This window comes from Candidatus Krumholzibacteriota bacterium (genome assembly GCA_016932415.1).
Lineage (GTDB): Bacteria > Krumholzibacteriota > Krumholzibacteriia > Krumholzibacteriales > Krumholzibacteriaceae > Krumholzibacterium.
Genome location: JAFGCX010000011.1, coordinates 36761 through 54293 on the forward strand (window position 1 = coordinate 36761; position 17533 = coordinate 54293).

Below are 17533 nucleotides of genomic sequence, written 5' to 3' on the forward strand. Positions count from 1 at the left end.
TCCTTTCGCTTAAGAAATCGCCTTGTGCTTTCCGCCGAACCTGAGCCTGTCCGAAAAAGCGGTAAACTCTTCAATATCTATGTAACCCTCATCCATAAGGACCTCTATGAAAGCCGAGACAGCCCTGGGATCAAACTGTGTCCCGGCATTTATCACCAGCTCCTCGATCGATTCCTCGACGGCAAGCTGCTTGCGGAACGGTTTCATGCTGATCATCGATACGTAAGCATCGAGGATGGAAAGGATCCTCGCTCCGACGGGGATCTGGTCTCCTTTCAATCCCATCGGGTATCCCTTTCCATCGATACGTTCGTGATGCGACAGCATTATCTGGCTGACCAGGTCGACGAACTCGAGAGGACGCAGAATATCCGCGCCCCGTTTCGGATGACGCCTTATCTCGTCTACTTCCGCGGGGGTAAGTTCGAGAGTCTTTTTGAGGATCTTCTCACTTACGGTAGTCATCCCCACATCATGTATACTCGAGACATACTGTATTACCTGGATCTCTTTTTCACTCAGCATCAGCTTCCTGGCTATCTTGATCGACCAGTTGACAATCTTGCGCCTGAGACCGTTTTTGTCCCTTTTGCACATCTCGCGCAGGGAATGAAGCGAACTTATGGTCTCCTCGATAAATGCCCCGTTATCCTCCGAAGTCCTGATGCGGTCGAGTATCTTGGAGAATCTCTGGCTCAGGGAGACAAGAAGCTGCAGGTCGTCTTCATTGAAAGATTCCCCTGACATCTTGTTGTTCACGTTGATGACGCCTATTATGGTCGTGCCTATTATCAGTGGTACGCTTATAAGCGATTTTGTCTCGTATTGCGGTTTGTTAGTGTTTCCGGCGATTCCGAGTTCCTCGACATTTTCGATGAGAAGCGGCTCGCCCGTTTCGGCGACCTTTCCCGCGATGCTCCTTCCCAGCTTCACTCTCGCCTTTTCCACAATCTCCTCATCAAGTCCATACGCGTTCTTGATATAGAGTTCTTTTCTTTCCTGGTCGATCAGCATGAGGGAGACGATCTTCGCGCAAAGCATCTCGGCAACAACGCTCACCGTCAGCTGGAATATCTCGGTGATCTTGTTTTTTTCATCTGCCGATCCAAAAAGGAATCCAAGGAGATCGTTGAAGTGATGCTCTTTTGGAATGGTGAAGGTAAAGACGCTTCCCTTATCGATCTCGCTGCTGACCTGGATATATCCACCGTGCTGTTCTATAATATTCTTAACAATAGCAAGCCCCAGCCCGACTCCATCCCCGACTCCCTTGCCAACCTGGTAGAACTGCTTGAAGATACTCTTTAGATCATCCTCCGGTATACCCATTCCCTCGTCTTCTATCGTCACCCTTATGGAAACTGCATCCTCGACCGCGTCGACGCTGATCCTTCCCCCGGTCGATGAATATTTCACCGCGTTTCCGATGATATTTATGAATACCTGCTTTATCAAATCCTCGTCCCCGTCAACCATGGGAAGCTCTTCGGGGAACCTGGTGATAAGATGCAGTCTTTTATCCTGAAGGTAGGGTTGCATCGAGGAATCGACCTCCTCGACGACCTTTCTCAGGTCGAAGACATTTCTTTTCAGGGTCCGCTGCCCGAATTCTATCTTCGAGACGTCGAGCACCTTGCTGACCATTCTTATCAGCCTGTCCGTCTCGTTCGAGACGACCTCAAGAAAATCTCCCTTTTCCTTGAAAGAGGGGTCGTCAATATGATCCTTCAGAGACTCGACATAAGCCTTGATCGAGGTAAGCGGAGTCCTGAATTCATGAGAAAGATGAGAGATATATCCCATTTTAAGCTTGTTGGAGCCTTCAAGCCGTTCATTATCCTGTTCAAGCCTGTCTATCCGGGAGTTCATCACTTCAAAGAGCCTGCTTTTTTCTATCGCCGTGGCGACCTGGCCGGAAAGTATTGTCAACGAGCGAATATCCTCGTGAAGAAACGGCGCCTGCTGGCGGTCGCAAGCGAGCAACAGACCGATCCTCTCCCTGCCGGCTACAATGGGAACGGCGAGAAGCGTCCTGAAACCCCTTCCCGAGATGAACCCGGATCTCGAGGCCGCCCGGCTGTCTGATATATCTTCGATGGTAAATCCGTCATCCTGTTTCAACGATTCGACAAGCAGCGGATCATCATCGTATTTTCCGTCATGCTTGACGGTCACGATCCCTTTTTCGCCGAGCTCGACGAAATTGACTATCTCCTTCTTCTGGTTGACAAGGATCACCGCCGCCCAGGGCCTGCGAAGAAGAAGGGTGATCTCCTTGCATACCATCTTCAGGAGAGTATCGAGGTTTATCACCGAGTTGATACCGAGACTTATGTCATACAGCCTGGCCAGCTCGACTATCCTTTTTTTGGAATTTACAAGCCGGTCCTCGGTCTTCCTGAAATATATGTCGAAATTATCGTAAAAAGTGCTGAACAGATATGTCATGAGGCTCATGAACCCACCGATCACGAGGATCCCGCCGGACATATAATGAGGATCCGTCATACCGGCAGCCTGGGCGCCGAAACAGGAATGATGAGGAATGACACCCCTGATCTCGAGATATCCGAGTAGAGAGATTGAAAGGACTGTCAGAGTGGTCACCGCTACTCCGGCTCTGATCGCCGGCAGAAGCCTTCCGGCGAAGAACAGCGGAATGACGAGTACAAATATGAAAGGACTCTCGATCGTCCCGGTAAAATAGACCAGGGCGATCACCGTTGCCAGATCGACCGATATCGTAACCCAGGAAAGAAAGTCCTCTCCGAGATGGCCGCTTCTCTGCATCCTGATTATCCGCGGCTCAACGCTCGTGAGAATAAGATTAAGGAAAGCCGAGCCGAGAAAAGTCGTGATTATAAGACCTGAATTGTAATCGAAAGCAGCTATTTCCTTGGCCACGTATACTATACAGAATATCACAACAAGCTCGATCAGTCTTATCTGCGGTATGCTGACGAATTTTCGCTGATTTTCTTCGATCTTCGCGCTTGCCGGCATCATGCTACCCTAACCTATTCTTTCATATGGATCCGGATTCTCATCGTGGATCGGGATCGCTATCGTCGCCGTCACACCCCTGCCCGGTCCGCTCTTGATACGGATATCTCCCATCATGATATTCATGACATTTTTCACGAGGGAAAGCCCCAGCCCCAGGCCGCTGACCTTCTCCCTGGCGCTGCCCCTGTAGAAGGGGTCGAATATCTCCTTTATCTCTTCTTCCGATATCCCTGATCCGTAGTCCCTGACCGTGATAATCAACAGCCGTTTTCTTGATATTCCCCGCCTGTCGACCTGAAGGGTCGCCGACACCTCTACCGGCTCTGCATTCCCCCCGTGCTTCAACCCGTTCGAGACAAGGTTGTCCAGTGCTATCTCGAGGCACCCCGCCCTCAACAGGAATACCGGCATATCCCGGTCTATGTTGTTTACCAGGCCGGGGGAAGAGTCTGCATATTTGTTTTTCAGCTCTTCGACCATTTTATAAAGATCTACTTCCTGCAGATCGTCTCCGTTATCTGACGATCTGTCGAAGCGAAGCATCTGGATGAACGCCTCAACGAGATCCTGCAGTTCCTCGGCGGCTTTTTTCGCCTTGGAGAAATATCCCAGTTCTTTCTCTCCTGAAATATTCTCAAACCTTGATTCAAGAAGCTGAAGATATCCGCTTATCGATGTAAGGGGCCTGTTGAGTTCATGACCGACTATCATCCGCGCCGAATCGAATATGCTTTCATACCTCTTGATCTCGGAACGAAGCGCTTTGATCTCTTTTTCGATATCAAAATCGGCGAGCGCGGCTCCTGATTTTTTGTCGTCTTCCGAGATAATCGCCAAGATCGTTCCTCCATGATATCCGGCCCGGCCGTCTCAAGCGGCCAGGAATCACTGCTCTATCTTCTCGGCAGGGCTCGTCTTCCTGCGTCTCTCCCTTACGACGACGCTTCCGGTCATCCCCTTGCCGAATTTTTTCAGTTCCGACGCTATATCGCTGACCTGCGCAAAGTGGCGCAAACGCCTCTCTTCATTGACGACGATCGCGACTGTCAGAGACATCAGAGGTACCCTCTTGATCTCTCCGAGACGGTTTCTGATCTCCAGATATCCCCTCCGGATATCTTCTTCGTTCATGAGGAAGAGGGATCCCTTGTCGAATTCATCTATTATGTGCCGTGAAACAAATTCAGCGCGGTCGACGGAGGTGAGGATGATAAAATCATCTCCTCCAATATGTCCCACAAAATCGTTCTGCCCGCCCAGGGAATTGACCGCTTCGGATATCGTGTCGGCGACAAAAAGGATCGATTCGTCGCCCTTCTGGTAGCCATAGTAGTCGTTATAAGCCTTGAAATTATCGATGTCGATATAGAGGAAGGCGAACGATTCCCCCGCCTCGATCCTTTTCTGAAGTTCCTTCTCGATCACCTTGTTTCCCGCGAACCCTGTCAGGGGATTGGCATTCTTCTGCTTCTGGCTCCATTCGAGGACATTTCTTACGCGGAGGATCAATTCTTCATTTGAATATGGTTTTACCAGGTAGTCGTTGGCGCCGCCCCCTAGACCCTTTATCTTGTCCGCCAGGTCGCTCTTGGCGGTAAGCATTATTATCGGTATCTGCGAAGTCTGAAAATTGGACCGAAGTTTTTTACATACTTCGAATCCGTCCATCTTCGGCATCATCAGGTCGAGGATCAAAAGATCCGGTCTTTCGCGGTGTACCAGCTCGAGGGCTACTTCGCCGTTCTCAGCTGTTATCACGTCGAATCCGAATTTTTCCAGCTGGAACTGCAGTATCCTTCTGATATGTTCCTCGTCATCGACGACGAGTATTTTGAATTCTCCATTTACGTCTTCCGACCCCATCAGACATTGCTCCAGACACTCTATATTTCGATCTCTGCAGGATGTGCATAAAACTCATGCATTTGCGAGTTCGCAATTTATATGCCAAGGAGCAAGAGGAGGGAACTTGTTATAACTGGTTGTAATAATTGTCGATAGAAATAGTTTTTGTCCAGCGCGTGGAAAGTCCGGGAAATTTTATTCGCAGAATGACAGAAAGAGGAGAAACTCTTTTCGCATAAAGAGATATCATCCGGGGAGATAGCATCTGCAATGGTTGAGCAATTCCACCTATGCCCAGGATTCGAGCTGTCCACGGGGAAAAGTGTTGAGTTCAAGACCGGCGGTCTTTCCCGCTGCAAAATGATAGTACCCGGCGCACGCGATCATGGCGGCATTGTCGGTGCAATAGTGAAAGTCGGGCCAGGAGACGCTCACTCCCTCCCTGCCAAGAGATCTTTTCATCACCTCTCTCAATCTTTTGTTTGCCGCTACTCCACCGGCTATATACAACCGGTCAACGCCTGACCTGCTTGAAGCCAGCCTCGCTTTGATGGTGAGGATATCGACGATCGCCTCCTGCGCCGAGGCGGCGATATCCGCCACGACGCTCCCTGTCCGGTCGTCCATCGATTCAAATCGCAATCTTACGGCGGTCTTCAGACCGGAGAACGAAAGATCGCATTCACCCGAATTTTTCAGCGCCCTTGGGAATTGATAGGCATCTCTTCTACCCTTTTCCGCTGCTTTTTCAATCGAAGGCCCTCCCGGATAGGAAAGACCGAGCATCTTCGCTATCTTGTCGAAAGCTTCTCCTGCCGCGTCATCCTTCGTCCCTCCAAGAAATTCATACCTGCCCGGCCTGTCGACCTTGAGGAACTGGGAATGTCCCCCGGAGACTACCAGCACGACAGATGGAGTCTCGAAATCCCCGTCGATCGCGTTGGCCAGGATATGTCCCTCTAGATGATGGACGCCGACAAGGGGTACGCCTGCCCCGTACGACAGGGCCTTTGCGAACGAGAGTCCGACCAGAAGCGAACCGGTCAGTCCCGGTCCGTTCGTCACCGCTATCCCCGAGAGGTCTCCGGGTTCGATCCCTGCCTTTTCCATGACGGAACAATAGAGAGGCAGAAGGGTGCGCATATGGGATCTCGAAGCTATTTCCGGCACGACACCGCCATACTTCTCATGGTCGAGCTGCGCCGAGGTCATCTGGACCACTATCCCCCTTTCCGGTGAATAGATGGCGCACGAAGTGTCGTCGCACGAGGTCTCGATGCCTAGATAGAGTTCCTCCACCTGAATTCCTTCCGGTTTTCAAATCCCTGACATGACGCTCTTCCACTTCCATGGCATCAGGTTCATATAGACGATCCTCGCCGTCCGGCCAGCCGGCAAATCAAGGAGACTTACCGAAGCATTGGCTATCGATATTCTGTGGATCGAATCGAGCCCGGTGCCGAGAAAGTGGGCTATGGCCGGTTTTATAACATCGCTATGCGAGACAAGCGCCGCGCGGCCGCTTTTTTCTTCCCTGGCGATCCTGTCTATAGAAGCAAGCACCCTCTCCTGAATGTCGGCGATCCCCTCGTTCCGCGAAAAGGACGAAGCGGTGGGACGCGCTGAATAGAGGATGAAATCCTCGTCCTTTTCAAGCTCCGAATACCTCTTTCCCACCCATTTCTCGTACGGAGATTCATTCAGCCTCGGTTCTTCGACTATCTGCGCGTCCCACGAGCTGGCCAGGATGCTGGCAGTCTCCATAGTCCTCACCAGCGTCCCGGAGTATATCGTTCCTATCTTCTCACCGGCAAGAAAGCGGCCGAGGCTTTCGACCATCTCCCGTCCCCTGGAATTGAGAGATACCGGGCTCAGGCCCATCACCCTTCGCTCATCGTTCCAGTCGGTCCTTCCATGCCTTACGATATACAGCAGCATATCTCTCCGATCCCCCTCTCCCGCCTTACCACCCCGCCGGGACAGGCCGGATCATTGAAAATCATGTTCATATCCACTTTCCACGATCTTTCGCTTCTTTCCGTCATACCCTCTTGCCTTCATACCCTCGATAGGATCTGTCAGTTCCCCTATTACAGCGGCACCTTCGGGCACAGTACCGCCGGTGAGACCGCTTATCGCCGCCATCTGTGAATATTCCTCGCCGCTTGCAAGAGAGACTCTTTCGATCTGGTCTTCCCCGAACACCTGACCTGTCGCGAGAAAAGAGGGAACCGGGATAGCCTGAAGGTCTATCAAGGCCCCTGTTCCGCTCGCGCCGCAAAGAGAGGCAAGCTCTTCAGCGATCCCGTCGCTTATATCGGTCATCGCGGTGATCTTCAATCCCCTCGAATCAATATCTTTCCTGTTCACCCTGACCGCTCTCGGCACGAGATGCTGCTTGATCAGCCCGATTATTTCCACCACCCGCCGGTTTAATCCCTTTTCCCCCGCCATACCGGCTATATCTTCCATCGTCGTATCGGTCGACAGGGCCGGCATGATCTCTTTTATCTTATCCCTCTCTTTTTCCCCCAATCGCATAAAATCTCGCGCCATGCCGTTGCCTTCAGGAGTGTCAAAAATCTCTCCCAGCGTCCATAGTCCGGCCATGGAACCTCCGCATTCTCCGAAGAGGACCAGAGAATCCCCTTTCATCGCCCCTTCTCTCTTCAGAGCGGAACCTTTTTCCACCGATCCGAGGATAGATATGTCAAAAAAGAAGAATTCCGGCGAAAAAACGGTATCCCCTCCGGCGAGCCGCAGATCGTAACAGGCGCATCCTTTTTTCAACCCCTCGATCATATCCTCGACATCCTTCTCCTGGCAGCCTGCCGGCACACCGGCAGAGAGGAGTATCCTCAGAGGCCTGCCTCCCATCGAGTATATGTCTGAGACGTTTGAGGTTATCGCTTTCTGGACAGCCTGGCTGAGGGTCGAATATTTCCGTCTGAAATGGACACCCTCCACGACGGCGTCGGAAGCAAAAAGAAGGTCCCCCTCGGGGCAGGGAAAAACAGCAGTGTCATCACCGATGCCGCTTCCCGGAAATGCTTCCCTGATCCTCTCTATGATCTGCTTTTCCCTGATGATATCCTCCCGGTATCTGCCACTTTTCCAGAGCTTTTATCCCCCCGGATGGTCGTTTTCGGAGAGCTGCGGCGTTAGGACCTCTTCAAGTTCCATCATGGCGAGAACGATCGCTTCGCAGCAGTCGGAGGCGATCATGCTTCGTTCCCCCGTCTCTTCGGCGGCAAGATCGGCAGCCCTCGAATGAAGATAGACCCCTGTTCTCGCCGCGGCCCCGGCAGTCACTCCCTGCGCGAGCATCCCTCCGATCGTCCCGGAAAGAACATCTCCACTTCCGGCAGTCGCCAGCCCGGGGTGGCCGTGGATATTTACGTCGATCTCTCCGATGCCGTGCGCTATCAGGGTCGGGGCTCCTTTCTGGACAAGGGTGATCTGAGAACCCTCGACGAGTCTTTCGAGTAACCTCTCCCTCTCCGGAGGAGAGGCTGGAATCTCGCTTCCTGTCAGCCTCTTCAATTCACCGGCATGGGGAGTAAGAATCAGCTCCTGCCTTTCCGATATGGCCCGCAGATCGCCGAACCGGCCGGAAAAAGCGTTCAGTCCGTCGGCATCGACGAGGAACGGTCTTTCACATTCCGAAACAAAACTTGTCACGAAACGCGATGTCTCCTCCTCCACAGTCAGACCCGGCCCTATGACGACGGCATCGTACCTGAGCCCCGCCGGAAAGGCTTTCAGAGCTTCCATCGATATCGAGCCGTTTTTCGTCTCTGGCAAGCTGATAAAGATTATCTCCGGGGCCATTGACTGGATGACCGTCCTTATAGATGACGGCGCGGCAAGGTATACGATTCCGCACCCTGTCCTGAGCGCTGAAACGGCGCTTAAATAAGCGGCGCCGCTATAGGCCACGCTACCGGCTATGACAAGAAGGGACCCGCATTCGAACTTGTGAGCCGAAGGATCCCTCGCCGGCATATTTTCGACGGCGAGGTCAATATCGAGGACGCGCTTTCTCAGACCCTTTTTTTCAACCAGCTCCTGCGGTATCCCTATATCGACAACATCGACCGCGCCGCAATAGCTTTTCCCCGGGTAGTAGACCATTCCCGTCTTGGGAAAAGCCATCGTCACCGTCAGGTCGGCCACCACGGCCCGTCCCATCACCTCGCCTGTCGTCGCGTCGATCCCCGATGGTATATCGACCGATACGACAGGTTCCCGGCAGCCGTTGATAAGGTCTATCACTTTAATATATTCATCCCTTACCGGGCTGTTGATCCCCGTGCCGAGAAGGGCGTCGATAACGAGCGTACTCTTTTCCAGCGCGGCGGCCGCCTTGTGCCCGGCATCGGAGAGATAGAGGAATATCTCGTCTATTTTCCCTTCAGCCCTGGCCTTGTCGAGGCGGGAATAGTTTTTCGCGGCATCAGGGGTGAATTTTTCCGGTTCATGCATATACAGCAGAACGACCTTTACCCCCGCAGCGGCAAGAAGACGTCCCGTGACGAGACCGTCTCCGGCATTATTCCCCCTGCCGAGAAATATCGATACGCATTCGTTCGACGGTTGTTCGAAACGCGACACGATCGACTCGAATATCCCCTGGCCCGCCCGCTCCATGAGAACGAGCCCCGGTTCGTACCTTTCAATCGTCTCGCTGTCGAGCGCTCTCATCTCTTCGCTTGTAACGAGATACATCTCTTTTATCCTTTCCCTGCCTGCTGCCGAGTTCATCGACTATCTCGAGGATCCGCGAGATATCATCGATGTCGTAATCGGCCCCTGAGACCTCCGTACCGAAAGTGTCTCCGTATCTGGCGAATATGGTCGTGATACCGAGCTCGGAGGCCCCTACGATATCGCGCTCTGGCCAGTCTCCGACCATTATCGCTTCATGAGGCTCGATTCCAAGCTCGTCGAGGACCATTCTGAATGGCCGCGGGCTCGGTTTATGTTCTCCTGAGTCCTCGAACGCCACCACCGTGTCGAATATATGCTGGAGCTGAAGGTAGCAGAGCCTCAACCATGCCTCTTTCCGCGGAGCATCGGAAATAACGGCCAGTTTCAATCCTTTCTTAACGAGGGCCAGAAGCGTGCTATTCACGTGCGGATAAAGGACGAGCGCGGCCTCTCGCGCCTTTCTGTAAGCGACGATCGCCGCCGCCAGGGCCCTGTGGTCGACTCCTCCGAGAAGATCGGCAAGAAGTTTATCGAAGACCTTCTGATACTCGATCCCCTCTTCATCGTAGATATGGAGTATCCTCTCTTTTATTTTCTGAGCGGGAAGATCGACTCCCGAGTCGATCATCGCCTTTATCGCCGCCTCGATCGAATTTTCCTTCATCCGGATAAAGTCGGTAAGCGTGTTATCGAGATCGAATATTACGAGTTTTATCATCGGGTCCTTTCCTCTTGTGGCAAAAATCCATCGACTGTATATTCTTCTTCCATGAATGACGATTCAGAAAAAGACGATCTCGAACGTGAGCCGGAAGATATCCCCTTCACTCTCGCCGGTTACGTGAATAACTACATCCTACTCGTTTATTCCGTTTCCTGTCTTCTGATCTACCTGACCGTATCGATAATGTTCTTTCTCGAGGGACTGACAGTGCTATCCCTGATACTACCATCGATCGCCGGGATCGTCCTGCCCCTCTATTTCCTAACGAGAAGATTCGGACTTTCATTCCGCCGGGAGTTCAGGCTGAGCCGCCCCGACCCGGCGCTTACAGCGATCGTCCTTCTGATAGCTGCCGGTTCTATTCTCCCGGCAAACGCCATCACATGGCTGATCGAGGAGGAAAGCTCCGTAAATAATGATTATATCGAATTCCTTATTTCAATCAAGCCCAAAGGGCTGCTTTCCTTTATCGCCATATTGTCCGGAACGGTAATAATCTCCCCTTTCGGGGAAGAACTTCTCTTCAGAGGATTCATACAACAGATCTTCCACAGGAACATGACGGCAGGGAGAGCAGTGATCCTTTCAGGTCTGGTCTTCGGAGCATCCCATTTCAACCTGCCCCACCTGGCGAGCCTCGTCATACTGGGGATCATCCTTGGATTTATCTTCTGCATGACGGGCAATCTTGTCTATCCGTTCATGGCTCACGCCGCTTTCAACCTTGTCTCGCTGATCGATCTCAATATGACCAGCGAAGAGGTGATACGGCTCGGCGAAAGGACCCCACCGTCACTCTCTTGGACGATCCTTTCCGTCGCGGCGTGCGCGGCGGGGGTCTATCTTCTTAGAAGATCTTCCGCTTCCGGCAAAAAAACGGGATGACGGCATTACCACGCCATCATCCCGTTAAAAAGATATAAGATATCTCTATTTTGTCGAATGACTCAGTTCTTTTCCCAGGCTCAACTCGCCGTTATCTATCCGCATGTTGAATCCGCATTCAGGATTGTTGCATACCCAGGCTTTATAGCGGATCGGTGCTCCATCCCTCCCGTAATCGGAAAGGGGAAGCAGCACTCCCTTATTGCACTTAAGACATCCCGTAAATGATTCCGACATAATCCCGATCCGGTTCCCAACAAAACCGGATCTTTCACCTCCATCTCCACGTTAGTCCCAGCAAAACCTCACATCCTTACCTTGAGGATTTTCATATTCGGCGGTTTCTGATATGCTGTCAAGGAAAAATGATGCGTGATCGAGGTAGTGTCGGCCGGTCCGACGCTCTTACAAGCTGATTTCCGATCGGCCGATAGCGGCGGGAAGGAAAATACTGGTGACGGAGAGGCCGAGGTTCATATTCGACGGTATGCTCGGAAAGCTCTGCAGAAAGATGCGGATGCTCGGCTATGATTCCCTCTTCTATATGTCGACTTCTCCCTCGAGATTTCTTGAAGATGCCGGGGCGGCAGACAGGATAGCCGTTACGGCAGCGACGAGGAAAACCGACCGCCGCGGGCCTCAGCCCCTTGTCCTTCGGTCAGTAGAGACAACTCGCAGGATAAGCGAGATCTTCTCTCTTCTCCCCGAATCTCCGCGGTTTCAACCTTTTACGATATGCCTGGAATGCAATACTCCCGTCGAGAAGAGGGAAAAGGAGAAAGTTACGGGCAATGTTCCGGAAAAGATCCTGGCGCGCTTCGAAGAGTTCTTTTTCTGCCCTGGATGCCGAAAGATATACTGGAAGGGAAGCCACTACGAAGCGATGCAAAAAGAGATCGACAGGATAAGAGATGTCTGCCGCGCCAGGGGAGGAAATGCCCCTTGACAGGATTGCAATTATTATTAATATTTTTAGCAGGAGATCCACAACAAATATTTTGCATCGACACCCGCCGACTCGCCAGCCGGTATCAAAGCAGGGGAAAGAACCGCCTTTAAACCCGGGAGGGGATGATATGAAACAGATCATCTTATCGATCGTCATTTTTCTCGCCTTCGCTTCACCTGCCTGGCCTCATGAAGGCATGCTCGCGCTATTCACCGATATGGACAGGACCTCTCGTGATGAGAATGTCGAACTCTATACGATCCAGGATATCTATCTTTTCTATATCAGGGACAACGGCCCGGAGCAGATCAATGCCTATGAATTCCGATTCCTCGTATCCTCCCCCGATGTGCTCATCATGAATCCGGAATGGCCGCCGAATACGATGGCTTTCGGGGATGTGACTGTCGACGTCTCGGTAGCCGGCACGGTCGACCTCTGCGAGGAATGGGGCTCGGCAGATTATTTCTATCTTGGTACTATACCGGTGATCAATTACGGGGATCCCGACACGTTCACAATAAGCATAGTCCCTCCGGCAGATCCAGCTTCGAACTTTGCCGTATGCCTGTGCGATCCATCCCATTCAATACATCCCGTTATCGGAGACTTTTTCCTCTTTAACGGAGATTACATCCCGCCATGCGTCATCGGAGCTGAAGCTTCGTCGGAGAACTCGATAGAGATCACCTTCGACAGGGAACTTTCTCCCGCCTCCGCTCATAACCTCGCCAACTACAATATATATAACGATATGCTTCCTGAATCCGCTCTTGGTGTCACAGGCGTCTCGCTTGGAGAGGGAAACAGTATGGTCGAGGTGTCGCTCGAAGAGCAGCTTGTATGGAATGAGGATTATGTCGTAGAGGCCGGCGGCATAAAAGACGTGAATGGATTTACAATACTCAACGATACGGAAGGGTCCTCGCTCGTCTTTACCGCCCAGGAGGTCACCGCCACCCTCCTGCTGGGATACGAGATCGAAGACCGGGGCGAATCGATCGTGATATCGTGGGAACTGAGCGAGATTGACGAAGGAGCGCTATTCCATCTTCTGCGTTCGGAGAATTCATCGCCGGTCTTCTCCCTGCTGCCGTCCCAGGACCTTTCGAGGGAGGGGATGAAATTCAGATACGAAGACACCTCCTGCCAGGCCGGGGAAAAATACAGGTACCGTATCGTTGTCGATAACGACGCAACGAGAAAGATCCTTTTCGAGACTGAGGAGATATCTCTCCCAGAGCTGCAGATCTCTCTCGACCAGAACTACCCCAACCCCTTCAACCCGGCGACATCGATAAGTTTTACTCTTCCCCGGGGGGGAAAAGCCGATCTTTCCGTGTACAGCGTCGAAGGCAAGTTGATAGCGACGCTTCTCGACAGGGTCTGCGTGAAGGGGGAAAATACCGTCGTATGGAACGGATCGGACAGGAAGGGGAATCTTGTCCCGTCCGGAGTCTATTTCTACAGGCTCAGCGCCGGGAAGAAAGTCCTGACACGCAAGATGGTCCTGTTGCGCTGAAAGCCGCGGACTACTAGTCGAGAGATTTAATCCTGCCCCACGAGGAGCGTTCCCTGTCGATCGGCCCTATGAAGAGCTGAAACGAGTTGTTCAGTTCGTCGGTTTCGGCTATGGCGTCGATGAGATCAAGTTCGAATGAGACGATCGCCTCTCCGGCATATGCCACCGTGGAGAACCAGCGTATATTTACCGTACACATGCATACCGCCAGCAACGAATCCCTCGGATCCTGCCAGAAGATGCATATTCCGCTTTTGCTGACTCCATTGATCATATCCTGGCAATCACCGGTGCAGTCTTCCTCCTCTTTTCCGAAGCATTCATCTGCCAGTGCGGTTATTTCGAGGGGCGTATACCCCGCTGAAACCCCGTCGAGAAAAGTCCCGATGTCGCTGAGAAAGAAAGTGTCGCGCGGATTCGATGAAAACAGCGTGAAGTCGGCGGTGATCGCTATCGAATCGGGAGCGGGAAAATAATAGAGGATCGTATCGGCGCGAAGATCAAAGCTGATTTCACCAGCTGCCGAACTGGAGAAAGATCCCGAAAGGGCAAGGGCGAGAATCACGAAACAGAGAGAATATCTCATCACTTTTCCCCCATTGCTATATAATGGCCCGGTCGGAGGGCGGCATCCTGATACTTTCAGCTTGAATAATGTTGTGAGCCCGTTTATCTGATCGAGACAGCAACCACTATACCGCCATCCCCTGGGTCCCATTATACCACAGGACGAGAGAGATGACAACCTTCCCGTTTGTCCGGAGACGGTTCCTCCAACTATTCATCATGCCGATGATTGCCGTCACTATCCGGCACGAATCAATCGGCGGAGCCTGATTCGGGATTTGTTTTGACAAATCAGAGGCGCGGAAATAATATCACCCGATCAGGTATCATCTATCACCAGCGCATAACAGAGACTGTTCTCTTTATGCTTTAATAATTGATCCACTGGAGGTGGTTATGAAGAACACCTTTTTGCTGTCACTCGCCTGCTTCCTGCTGCTGACGGCGCATGCCGCGCAGGCGCAGTACCAGGTGGGTGACTACGTCGTAAGCGGAGGAGGCAATTACGCGTCCGGGGAAAGGATAATAATCTTCACCCTGGGGCAGACCGGCTTCACTTACGCGAGCGGGGCGGAAAACACGATCGAGGCGGGGTTCTGGAAAGTCGCGTGGATCTCGTCGACTATCGATGTGGCGATCTCTTTATTCTCGGCCGAGTGCGGCGCTGAAGGCGTCCTGCTGAGATGGGACGCGGCAAGCGCTGCCGTCTTCGACGGATTCAACATCTACAGGGGGGAAGGAAGGAAGCCAGAGCGATTCATCAGGATAAACGGCGCCATCATCCCCCCGGCCGGAAAGCAGGAATTTCTAGATGAAAACGCCGGGCAGGGGAAAATATACACATACAGGATCGCGGCCGTCGAAAACGGGATCGAGACGATCTCGTCAGAGACTGTCGTTGAAACGCCTCCCGGCAGGGTGACTCTCTATCAGAATTATCCAAACCCTTTCAATCCCTCTACAAATATTTCCTTCTACATCCCTTCCCCAGCGGCGGTAAGCCTTGATATCTTCGACGTAGCCGGCGCAAAGGTGAAGACTGTCGTCAAAAGATCGATGCCGGAAGGAAAATATTCGTTCACCTGGGACGGGGCGAACGATCTCGGGGCGAGCGCAAGTTCCGGAGTCTATTACTGCCGGCTGAAGGCGGGTAAAAAAATCATCACCGGCAAACTGGTCCTGCTCAGATAGAAGAAAGCGTTTTCGCGGAATGAGGCAGAGAAGCAAAAAGAAAAAAATCGATCTTGCAAAGGGAGGACTTGAAGTCATGAAAAAATCGGTACTTTTCGCGTTGATACTCATCCTGGCCTCGCACTCGGCGATGGCGATGCCTACCAGATTGCTCAACTACCAGGGAGTCCTTCTCGGAAGCGGTGGGAGCGTGGCCGAAGAAGGTTATTATGACATAACCTTCAGGATCTACGATATTCTCTACGAAGGAAGCCCTCTGTGGGAAGAAACGGATAATGTCTTTGTCTCCAATGGAATATTCGCCCTGACCCTGGGCACTGTCACGCCCCTCGCCCTTCCATTCGACGACGTATATTATATCGCGATGTCGGTCGACGGGGGAGAAGAGCTCTCTCCGCGGAATATACTCACTTCCACTCCGTACAGCTACAGCTCGATGAACGTCTGGGGGACAGATAATATTTTCCCCTCGACCGGGAATGTCGGAATCGGGACGGCTTCGCCGGGAGAAAAACTCGAAGTAGCCGGCGCGATCAAGATTGGAACGGCGTCAGGGGCTCAGGCGGGAACGATACGGTGGAATGGCGGAGATTTCGAGGGTTATGACGGCGGTTCATGGGTATCACTTACTTCGACGGGAGGAAGCGCCCTCCCCGCGGGATCGTCCGGCGCCACGCTGAGGCATAACGGATCCGAGTGGACATCATCGACAAGGATCTATAACGACGGGACCAGCGTCGGGATCGGCACTTCATCCCCGGAAGCCGATCTTCATCTCTATGCTTCCAACTCAAGCGACCTTTTCGTCGAGAGCGCGAACGCTTCCGGAATCGCCGACCTCCTGCTGAAGACTCCCGGCGGCATCTACGACTATTTCGGCTTCTTCAAGTATGGCGCGTCGGCAGCGGGTAGCCTCGGCGGCATATCGACAATGAACCTTTCCGCCCTGACGGCGGGTACTGCCGCGGGGGCTTTACTGATGGGCACGCAAAGCGCCAGTCCAATACATTTTCTCACCGACAGCGCCGAGCGCTTGAGGATAGAGTCGGACGGGGATGTCAACCTCGTCTCAGATGGAAGCGTAACAGCGTCGAGCTATTCGAACACCAACGGCGGCGCTCTGGAAATATACAGCGAAACGGGGGCGCGCAACTTCGCCCTGCAACCTGACGCAAACGGCAGCGGCGGGTATTTCGGAGTCGCCCGCAACAACTCCAGCAGCTATGGATTCAGGGTCGATGGCAGCTACAATGGGACCGAAGAGCCATATGTCACCATAACCGGCTCATTACGTTCGGCGAGTTTCAATATGTCGTCGACGGGGAACGCTTCGGTCGCTCTCCCCGTCGGTTCAATCTCAAGCACAGAGATGGCGGATGAACCGGGCGTAGCGTCGTACGGCACCAGCGGTGGAGCGACCCTTCCCAACAACTTCGTATTTGTATTCGGTTCCTGTACGATCACAACCCCCGATGTGGGATACGTATTCGTCATCGCCTCCGGCAACGTGACGATAGATCACACATATGGTACCGAATCATTGGTATTCTTCGGTGTTTCCGATAATACGACGGCGTTCCAGAGCGACCAGGAAATCCCTGTCCGGGTCCCGGAAGATGCCCCCAGCGGAATGTACAATTTCCCGCTTACGTCGCACACTATCCTTGAAGCCAACGCGCCGGGGAGCAATACATATTATATGATCGGTCAGAGGGCTTCCGGAGGCGTGATCGGTTTCTTTGATTACAGGTTATCGTGCGTCTTCATTCCAACAACGTACGGAACGGTATCTGCTTCCTCCGGTTCCTACTCAGCAGACGATATCAGGCAAGTCTCTCAACCTCTGACCGAAGCTGATATCGCCGATGAAAGGGCCAGGGCAATCGAAGCCAACGCCGAACGGATACAGCGCGAACTCGACGCGATGAAAGCGGAGCTTGAAGCGATAAGGAGAGAAGGGTCGAACTGACAGACACTCTGAAAAAACACACGCCTGGCAAATATATGGCGGCCGAATGATCTTTCAATCGGCCGCCATTTCCTCACTCACCGGGGTCTGTCGAAATTAAAATTTCTTTTCAATAGAATGCTTTTAAATTACAATCCGGTATGAATCGATCTTCTTCGACACCGG

At 52.6% G+C, this 17533-nt stretch carries 15 protein-coding genes; 5 read left to right on the forward strand and 10 right to left on the reverse strand.

The features are described 5' to 3' along the window. Window positions 1–9 precede the first annotated feature (9 nt). The 8 genes from JW814_04620 to JW814_04655 all read right to left on the reverse strand — a co-directional run bounded on the left by JW814_04620 (window position 10) and on the right by JW814_04655 (window position 10279). Window positions 10–3003 (reverse strand): GAF domain-containing protein, encoded by a 2994-nt coding sequence (locus JW814_04620; protein ID MBN2070721.1) that lies wholly within the window; start codon window positions 3001–3003, stop codon window positions 10–12. Between the two features lie 9 nt (window positions 3004–3012). Beyond that, window positions 3013–3843 (reverse strand): HAMP domain-containing histidine kinase, encoded by an 831-nt coding sequence (locus JW814_04625; GenBank protein ID MBN2070722.1) that lies wholly within the window; start codon window positions 3841–3843, stop codon window positions 3013–3015. 48 nt (window positions 3844–3891) lie between these two features. Continuing rightward, window positions 3892–4869 (reverse strand): response regulator, encoded by a 978-nt coding sequence (locus JW814_04630; protein MBN2070723.1) that lies wholly within the window; start codon window positions 4867–4869, stop codon window positions 3892–3894. A gap of 270 nt (window positions 4870–5139) precedes the next feature. Beyond that, the gene (gene tsaD, locus JW814_04635) at window positions 5140–6156 is read right to left on the reverse strand and encodes a tRNA (adenosine(37)-N6)-threonylcarbamoyltransferase complex transferase subunit TsaD (protein ID MBN2070724.1); all 1017 of its coding nucleotides are present in this window, start codon (window positions 6154–6156) and stop codon (window positions 5140–5142) included. A 12-nt stretch (window positions 6157–6168) separates the two neighbouring features. Next, window positions 6169–6789, reverse strand: coding sequence for a histidine phosphatase family protein (locus tag JW814_04640; protein ID MBN2070725.1), 621 nt, complete (start codon window positions 6787–6789; stop codon window positions 6169–6171). Between the two features lie 51 nt (window positions 6790–6840). Then, window positions 6841–7818: a thiamine-monophosphate kinase gene (locus tag JW814_04645; GenBank protein MBN2070726.1), complete on the reverse strand. Its 978-nt coding sequence runs from the start codon at window positions 7816–7818 to the stop codon at window positions 6841–6843. A gap of 156 nt (window positions 7819–7974) precedes the next feature. Beyond that, window positions 7975–9615, reverse strand: a complete 1641-nt coding sequence (locus JW814_04650; protein ID MBN2070727.1) for an NAD(P)H-hydrate dehydratase — start codon at window positions 9613–9615, stop codon at window positions 7975–7977. Then, on the reverse strand, window positions 9527–10279 hold the full coding sequence (locus tag JW814_04655; GenBank protein ID MBN2070728.1) for an HAD-IA family hydrolase: 753 nt from the start codon (window positions 10277–10279) through the stop codon (window positions 9527–9529). Before JW814_04655 ends, JW814_04650 begins: the two co-directional genes overlap by 89 nt. Window positions 10280–10330: 51 nt before the next feature. Between JW814_04655 and JW814_04660 the strand changes: the two genes are divergently transcribed. Beyond that, the gene (locus JW814_04660) at window positions 10331–11170 is read left to right on the forward strand and encodes a CPBP family intramembrane metalloprotease (GenBank protein MBN2070729.1); all 840 of its coding nucleotides are present in this window, start codon (window positions 10331–10333) and stop codon (window positions 11168–11170) included. 45 nt (window positions 11171–11215) lie between these two features. Here JW814_04660 and JW814_04665 read toward each other — a convergent pair whose 3' ends face one another. Next, entirely contained in the window at window positions 11216–11407 is a 192-nt protein-coding gene (locus JW814_04665; GenBank protein ID MBN2070730.1) for a hypothetical protein, read from the reverse strand. Window positions 11408–11624: 217 nt separating this feature from the next. Between JW814_04665 and JW814_04670 the strand changes: the two genes are divergently transcribed. Both JW814_04670 and JW814_04675 read left to right on the forward strand, forming a co-directional pair. Next, a complete protein-coding gene (locus JW814_04670) occupies window positions 11625–12116 on the forward strand; it encodes a hypothetical protein (GenBank protein MBN2070731.1) in 492 nt (163 codons plus the stop codon). A gap of 130 nt (window positions 12117–12246) precedes the next feature. Beyond that, complete coding sequence (locus tag JW814_04675; GenBank protein ID MBN2070732.1) at window positions 12247–13641, forward strand: T9SS type A sorting domain-containing protein; 1395 nt, start codon at window positions 12247–12249, stop codon at window positions 13639–13641. 13 nt (window positions 13642–13654) lie between these two features. On the opposite strand, the gene JW814_04680 is transcribed toward JW814_04675, so the two are convergent. Beyond that, entirely contained in the window at window positions 13655–14227 is a 573-nt protein-coding gene (locus JW814_04680) for a hypothetical protein (protein ID MBN2070733.1), read from the reverse strand. Window positions 14228–14604: 377 nt separating this feature from the next. Here JW814_04680 and JW814_04685 point away from each other — a divergent pair, with 377 nt between their 5' ends. Both JW814_04685 and JW814_04690 read left to right on the forward strand, forming a co-directional pair. After that, a complete protein-coding gene (locus tag JW814_04685) occupies window positions 14605–15399 on the forward strand; it encodes a T9SS type A sorting domain-containing protein (protein ID MBN2070734.1) in 795 nt (264 codons plus the stop codon). 76 nt (window positions 15400–15475) lie between these two features. Then, entirely contained in the window at window positions 15476–17368 is a 1893-nt protein-coding gene (locus JW814_04690; GenBank protein MBN2070735.1) for a hypothetical protein, read from the forward strand. The last annotated feature ends 165 nt before the right edge of the window (window positions 17369–17533 follow it).

What these genes read in the sequence shown, in the direction of transcription:
- JW814_04620 (MBN2070721.1), bottom strand. Translation starts at nt 3,003, where the DNA reads ATGCCGGCAAGCGCGAAGATCGAAGAAAATCAGCGAAAATTCGTCAGC.
- JW814_04630 (MBN2070723.1), bottom strand. Translation starts at nt 4,869, where the DNA reads ATGGGGTCGGAAGACGTAAATGGAGAATTCAAAATACTCGTCGTCGAT.
- JW814_04640 (MBN2070725.1), bottom strand. Translation starts at nt 6,789, where the DNA reads ATGCTGCTGTATATCGTAAGGCATGGAAGGACCGACTGGAACGATGAG.
- JW814_04650 (MBN2070727.1), bottom strand. Translation starts at nt 9,615, where the DNA reads ATGAACTCGGCAGCAGGCAGGGAAAGGATAAAAGAGATGTATCTCGTT.
- JW814_04655 (MBN2070728.1), bottom strand. Translation starts at nt 10,279, where the DNA reads ATGATAAAACTCGTAATATTCGATCTCGATAACACGCTTACCGACTTT.
- JW814_04660 (MBN2070729.1), top strand. Translation starts at nt 10,331, where the DNA reads ATGAATGACGATTCAGAAAAAGACGATCTCGAACGTGAGCCGGAAGAT.
- JW814_04665 (MBN2070730.1), bottom strand. Translation starts at nt 11,407, where the DNA reads ATGTCGGAATCATTTACGGGATGTCTTAAGTGCAATAAGGGAGTGCTG.
- JW814_04675 (MBN2070732.1), top strand. Translation starts at nt 12,247, where the DNA reads ATGAAACAGATCATCTTATCGATCGTCATTTTTCTCGCCTTCGCTTCA.
- JW814_04680 (MBN2070733.1), bottom strand. Translation starts at nt 14,227, where the DNA reads ATGAGATATTCTCTCTGTTTCGTGATTCTCGCCCTTGCCCTTTCGGGA.
- JW814_04685 (MBN2070734.1), top strand. Translation starts at nt 14,605, where the DNA reads ATGAAGAACACCTTTTTGCTGTCACTCGCCTGCTTCCTGCTGCTGACG.
- JW814_04690 (MBN2070735.1), top strand. Translation starts at nt 15,476, where the DNA reads ATGAAAAAATCGGTACTTTTCGCGTTGATACTCATCCTGGCCTCGCAC.